This window comes from Bacillus cereus group sp. N12, assembly GCF_016483575.1.
Classification (GTDB): domain Bacteria; phylum Bacillota; class Bacilli; order Bacillales; family Bacillaceae_G; genus Bacillus_A; species Bacillus_A toyonensis.
In genome coordinates, this window is sequence record NZ_JAEHBO010000064.1 from 25,418 (window position 1) to 31,417 (window position 6,000).

The window sequence follows — 6,000 nt, forward strand, 5'->3', positions numbered from 1 at the left end:
GCAGTTTTTTATGCCTAAATTTTCTTCAAAAGAAAAAATATAAGCAGTAAGACGATATTTATATAGTAATTGGTATTGAGAATCTACAAGTAAGCAATATGCTGAAAAACAGAATAATTGCAAAAGCCATTATTTGCTTATAACTAAATGATACTCTCTTATTCCAATGCCTGTATTTTTTTTAGCTGCTCCATGTCTTCTTTAGAAGCATCTCCTAATTTGTTTTTCACATAATCCCCCTTCTTCTCATCTATTACTACGTATTCTATATCATTTTTAATATAACTTTTAACTTTCCCCGTTTTATACCCTATAACATTATCTAATATAGTTTCTCCACTGTTTTTTTCATAGAGGTTATAACTTACTGGTGGGCGGCCAATAACATATTTATTATTAGAAAATCCAACTACATCATCTCTTCCTAATCCTGTAGCAACACCCCAAATGAAAATAATTTGAAAGATAGAAAAAGCAACTACGAAACACAATATAACTATTATCATTGATTTACCAATTAATTTTAACAAATTATTTTTCAAAATTTTCTATCCTCCTTTTAGTATGTATCCTCACTACTAATTTCAAGAACTATATTAAGATTATCATATTTCAGAAAACATTTGCAAATCATTATCTCGATATGTTAATATAAAGAAGTTGATATTTCCTATAAATGGTTGATTAGTATATTTATAGTATTTATTAAACATAAAAAAAGGGGTGTATAATAATTGAAAAAAATTTTAAGAACAACTTCAATTGCTGCTTTACTTATGTCAGTATCACTAAGTCCTGTTACTTCATTTGCCGCCGAACCTAATGATACAAATTATGTAATGTCAGAAGGTTCAAATATTAAGAATCCATGGGATGGAAAATCTCAGACTTTTAAAGTTACTGAGCCTGTAGAAACAGGTTCTAGTAAAATCGTATATGGCGATGAAGCTAAAGCAATAGGTGATAAACTTAAAAAATCTCAAGCTAGCGCCGCTGAAAACTATAATATTATGCAACAAGAATCATCTTTAAATTCTGTAAATAACACACAGTCTAATATGGCACCTATACAACGAGCTGCTTTAAATTCCAAATCATGGTATCGCTCTGAATTCAATGCATTAGCAATTGCTATGGGAACATTAGATTGTCCAACTGCTGGTAACTTTTTAAGGCATTCTTTACAAGATAACCCTGGTGATAGAAAGTACCCTGTAGGTAGTTCTTTATCTAATGCGTTCTCCTTAACAAAAATCTATACACAGATTTCAGTAGAAATGGCTCAACAAATTAAAAAGACAAATAGTCAGGGCGGAAATGTAATTGGCGGTATGGGTAAAAGTGCTGCAACTAGTATTGGAAATTCAGGATTAGATTTTTATTTAACAGTTGGTAAGTTTTCATATGATTGGATGGCAGAAAAACAACCTGGAAAAAGTTCTTGGAAAGTATATATTGGAATTCATGATACATATGACTATGATAAAGTAGATCCTCTACCTTCAGCTTTTCCTACTAAATATATTACTCTAGTAGCAAACCATGCAGCAAATGCTCAACAAGCAGGAGCTATTGTTCCATATTATGTGGACATGTTTATGGAACAAACTTTTACTCCTTAAACGATAGAATTAAAATTCTTAAAATTTTTTAAAAGGCTAAAAGACCTAGTAACATAGTTTCTGTTCTAGTCAGTCTTGGTGCAAAAAGATGGAGTTTAAAAATGTTACTACCTATCAGTAGTCATATCTAGAAACCTAGAAAAGTCCCTTTATTAACTAAAGGGGCTTTTTATGGTTCCTCTCCAACATTCTTGCGGGTAATCTCTTAAGCTTGGACGTACTGATAGTATGACTCTAGAAAAGGTGTGTGATCAGTATGGAAAAAGGGGATTTGTTCAAATGGAAGCATTAGCAGCCGGAACTAATCTTATTAATGGTAAGGTGGTACCTACGGTACAATTTGAGCTTTCGTAACCTAGTGGAAATGATGGAGAAAAGAAGATTATCCCTTGCTCACACAACGATTATGAGATGGGTTCAGCAATATGAAACTCGATTAGAAGAGAAAGTACAATATCATCTTAAGTCAACAAATGATTCATGGAGAGTCGATAAAACTATATTAGCGTTAGCATAAATAGCAATAAAATAACCTTTGGAACAAGGGAGTTAGCTCGGTTGTCTAAGGACTAATTCGTTAACTATCAAAAGTAACGACTAACCGAGAAACCCTCACTTCAGACAGTCCGTTAGGACGTTAAGTGGCGGGTAATTCACGACAGCAATCTCTATATTTGGGGTGTCGAAACCATGCATATGCTAAAAAAAGGACAACTTCACCAACAGGTGAAGTTGAATTTGTACATAATTTGTTTGGAATTGCATCATAATCTGGAATTCAATAGACTGTGTATGTTCTATGTTTCTATCAAATGATTTTTGCAACAGATCCATATCTCTCATGTGTTTGTCCTGATTCGAGATAAAGTTTGTATGCCAAAAGATCTCTTTTTATGGTATTGTTTAGGGTGAAGATTTCTAATATCCGGAATGTATATCAAAAAAATCCTAATCAATAAGAGCATGAGGAGAATTAATATGTATAGTAAAATACGTAATTATAATGACCTAATGATTGACATGGAAAAGGTCTTTAAGCAAATAAAGTCATCTACAATAGTATTAATAGATTTAGATCATTTTCATAAAAATAAAATAGAGCATGAGGAAGACAAGTTAATCGAAACCATTTATAACTTTTTTATTGAAAATTTAGCTATAAACTGTCATTATCTCGGTAAAGACGAATTTTGTATTATTTTTGAGGGGATGAGTTTAGAAAACGTAATAGGAAAAATATTCGAAATAAAATCGCTATTTCTCAATACCATGAATATGACTTTTAGTGCCAGTATTGCAGAATATCCTAAACATGGGGAGGATTATGTAGAAATTCTAAGAAACCTAGAAGAATCTTTATTTCAAAGTAAACAGAATGGAAGAAATAATATTTCTATTGTAGATGTCCCAAAAATGAAGCTAAAAAGCAATTATTATTCCCCAATTCAACTTTCAAGGTTAAATAACTTATCAAAAAAGCTCAACCGTTCAGAGGCATCGCTCTTAAGAGAATCTTTAGATGAAATAATTAGAAAATACGAATTGTAAAATGTAATTTTATGTACAATAATGGCATCCGGAAAGTAATCTGTATCCATTTTCAAAGATATCTTTAAAAAGATGATCTATGCATTGTGGTCTTACCCCTGTCAAGTAGACAATCAAAAATTCGGTGTCTGTCTTTTCATTAAGCAACCTTAGTTCGAAAAACAACAGAACTAAGGTTGTTTAATTTCTTTTGAAATCGCTTGTTATTGTAACTCCAAAAATTACTAACCACTTCCTAAACATTTCTCCTCATTTATCAACCTGTTTATACTTTTTTCAAACTTTGCAACAGAACCGAAAAGGTTCCTTTGTTTCTAAATTTGTTTTTCAAATATGAGTCCAAAATGATAAGGTGGGAGTTCAACTTGTTTTTTGAGAGACAGTCCTACCTCTGTTGCCCATTTAATAATGTCCTCCGACTTCGGTCGGATATTCAATGCAGGTCCTCTCGGTGTATCTGCATATATCCAATGAATAACCCCGATTTTTCCATCTTCTGCTACCAATTTTTCAGCGGTTTTCAATAGTTCAATAGGGTTTTCACAATGAAGTATGTTAAATAGACTAACATACTTTGCCTTTGGAACAATACTTTGAACTTCCTCAATAGTCTTTGAAGAACGCATATCACCACATATGAGATGTGCATTTTTCAAAGAGTGTGTAGCAATATTTTTTTTGCATATTTCAAGATAGTCTATATCAATATCGATTCCAACTGCGTTTCCTGAGATAAGTGTTGAAGCTGGAATTAAAAATGTACCATAACCGCAGCATATATCTATGTAATGTTCAATACCCTTTGTGAAGCCCATTTCATCCAATACATGTTTAGGGTCAAAAAAACTGTCCCATAATTCCTCAGTCGGCATGTTTGATTCCCGGAATTTCATGCTATCACTCCTTTTTTAGAATTGGTTGTATAATTGGGTTTTTTATCTGAAAAAACAAACAATTAAATTCTTTATTATTATAAAACAGTCCCTAGTATTAGCCAACCGTTAAGTTGGGATATAGCAACATCGCGATCAAGCTAACAAAACCGAGATACCCTTGAACCGAAAAAATGGGGCATCTCGGTTTTATATATTAAACTCAATTTCTTTGTTCATCCAACAACCATCATGCGCTGAGTTCATGAGTATGGAAGACTAGTCTATCAAATTTGGAAGGAATCGAAACAATGCATGCTTTATATAAGCGAAAGCACAGTTTACAACCAAACTGCGTTTTTTCGACATACAATGAATTACAGCAATTACATACCATTCAATTGTACGCAACATAATTTTTTTCTTGTTAAGAAACTTTGCAACAAAACCCGTATGAGAAGTTATATCCAGAAAAATTTTTAACTAGGTAAATTAGAATCATTACCTTTAAGTTGATGGATGTGTGGTGCTACCCAATTATGTAGAGTATAGATATCTATTAATAAGTTTCAAAACACCCCTACATACAATACTTTAGATAAAAAAAAAATACTACTTTATCATAAATGCTGTTTTTTTTGTAAATTTTTGTTGTTTTTTCAACGTATATATATTAACATATATACGTAAGAGGGATTTAAAAGAACTATTAAAGCAGGAGGGAAATATATTGAGTTTAGACTTACATAATACAGTACCTATTAATGAAAAACTTATTCTAGAAAATCTTGTTAAATCAGACGTTCTATATGTATATGTTGCAGGTTCTTTGATGGAAGGATTTGGTAATAAAACTTCAGATGTCGATGTATATGTTATTATCGATGGAGATTTGCCTTCTATAGAAGATACTAAAAACCAAGGAAGATCACTTAGAGAAGATACCCATTTTATTAATAATTTCATTGATAATGGTGTCAGGTACGACTATGAATATTGGACACTTAAAGATTGGGATAATCTTCTGTTTAAACTAAATAATTTAAATCCTGCTGATCCTAATTTAGTTAAAACTTTTTCTTTAAACGAATATGACTTATTACATAGGTTGAAATATGCAAAACCAATATATAATCAACAAAGTTTTAATGAGTTGTTTTCGAATATTAATTTTGAAAACCTAGCATTTTACTATGCTTCTATTAAATCGGAAGCATATGGAAATATTCTTGAAGACATTGAGGGGGCCCTTTCCTCACAAGAGGAAGAAACGGCTTTTATAATGTCTAGATTATTATTAAATGAAGCTGTTAATGGATTTCTGAGCATGCATGGTGAAACAAATCCAAGTAACAAGTGGATTTATAAAAAGTTACAAAGATTTTCTGCTAATTATAGTGATCAAAACCTAATTGATGACTATATGAATCTTTTGATTGAACCCAAGAATACAAATGATGTATTGGATTTAAGAAAATATGTAATAAAAGTTATACGTTGTTGCCAGGATTTAAATGTAAAAACCCAAAATATGTTATTGAGAAAGGATAAAATATAATGAATAAAGTTGCTCAAAATATATTTGCAACATACAGGGTACTAAATGATTCTGCTTATGTACTATTAAAAGACGATGCTTTCAAGCTTGATGAGGTAGGTCAATTAGTTTGGGAAAAAATTGGTTCAGGAAATTCCATTGAAAATGTTGTGAATTCTATTAAGTCTCATTATAAAGTTGAAAATATTGAGGATGAAATCAAGGCATTCATTGAGGATTTATTAAAAAACGAACTAATTGAGGAAATAGCTTAATTTATGAACTGGGGTTTCTCAAGGTCGCTGGGAAGGAGGTTCACATATGTATAAAAAACCTAAACTTGTAAAAATTAGTTTACCAGCTGGCACAATCAGAACATAATCTTGTTAATATAAGATAATGTTATTTGTTTAAAAGAAAT

Annotated in this window: 7 protein-coding genes and 2 pseudogenes; 7 read left to right on the top strand and 2 right to left on the bottom strand. The window is 31.3% G+C overall.

All coding sequences use genetic code 11. The features are described from left to right. Positions 1-158: 158 nt before the first annotated feature. Positions 159-506 (bottom strand): hypothetical protein, encoded by a 348-nt coding sequence (locus tag JDS92_RS22755; RefSeq protein ID WP_374191345.1) that lies wholly within the window; start codon positions 504-506, stop codon positions 159-161. Between the two features lie 228 nt (positions 507-734). Between JDS92_RS22755 and JDS92_RS22760 the strand changes: the two genes are divergently transcribed. The 4 genes and pseudogenes from JDS92_RS22760 (at position 735) to JDS92_RS22770 (ending at position 3,170) form a co-directional block, all read left to right on the top strand. Next, positions 735-1,622, top strand: coding sequence for a hypothetical protein (locus tag JDS92_RS22760; protein WP_242476022.1), 888 nt, complete (start codon positions 735-737; stop codon positions 1,620-1,622). A gap of 228 nt (positions 1,623-1,850) precedes the next feature. Continuing rightward, positions 1,851-1,976 (top strand): hypothetical protein, encoded by a 126-nt coding sequence (locus tag JDS92_RS31275; protein WP_274606226.1) that lies wholly within the window; start codon positions 1,851-1,853, stop codon positions 1,974-1,976. Beyond that, positions 1,936-2,127 (top strand): annotated as a pseudogene (locus JDS92_RS22765) (IS6 family transposase); the annotation flags it as partial. The gene JDS92_RS31275 and the pseudogene JDS92_RS22765, both read left to right, overlap by 41 nt. Before the next feature lie 473 nt (positions 2,128-2,600). After that, a complete protein-coding gene (locus JDS92_RS22770; RefSeq protein ID WP_179861541.1) occupies positions 2,601-3,170 on the top strand; it encodes a diguanylate cyclase in 570 nt (189 codons plus the stop codon). A gap of 314 nt (positions 3,171-3,484) precedes the next feature. Here the strand turns inward: JDS92_RS22770 and JDS92_RS22775 are convergent, their stop codons facing one another. Next, positions 3,485-4,063 (bottom strand): class I SAM-dependent methyltransferase, encoded by a 579-nt coding sequence (locus JDS92_RS22775; protein ID WP_097959066.1) that lies wholly within the window; start codon positions 4,061-4,063, stop codon positions 3,485-3,487. A 272-nt stretch (positions 4,064-4,335) separates the two neighbouring features. Here JDS92_RS22775 and JDS92_RS31615 point away from each other — a divergent pair. From JDS92_RS31615 to JDS92_RS22785, 3 genes and pseudogenes are all read left to right on the top strand, one after another. Beyond that, positions 4,336-4,458: pseudogene (locus tag JDS92_RS31615) on the top strand (IS6 family transposase); the annotation flags it as partial. 314 nt (positions 4,459-4,772) lie between these two features. Beyond that, on the top strand, positions 4,773-5,600 hold the full coding sequence (locus JDS92_RS22780) for a hypothetical protein (RefSeq protein ID WP_199632548.1): 828 nt from the start codon (positions 4,773-4,775) through the stop codon (positions 5,598-5,600). Beyond that, the gene (locus JDS92_RS22785; RefSeq protein ID WP_097959064.1) at positions 5,600-5,854 is read left to right on the top strand and encodes a PqqD family protein; all 255 of its coding nucleotides are present in this window, start codon (positions 5,600-5,602) and stop codon (positions 5,852-5,854) included. Before JDS92_RS22780 ends, JDS92_RS22785 begins: the two co-directional genes overlap by 1 nt. Positions 5,855-6,000: the final 146 nt, after the last annotated feature.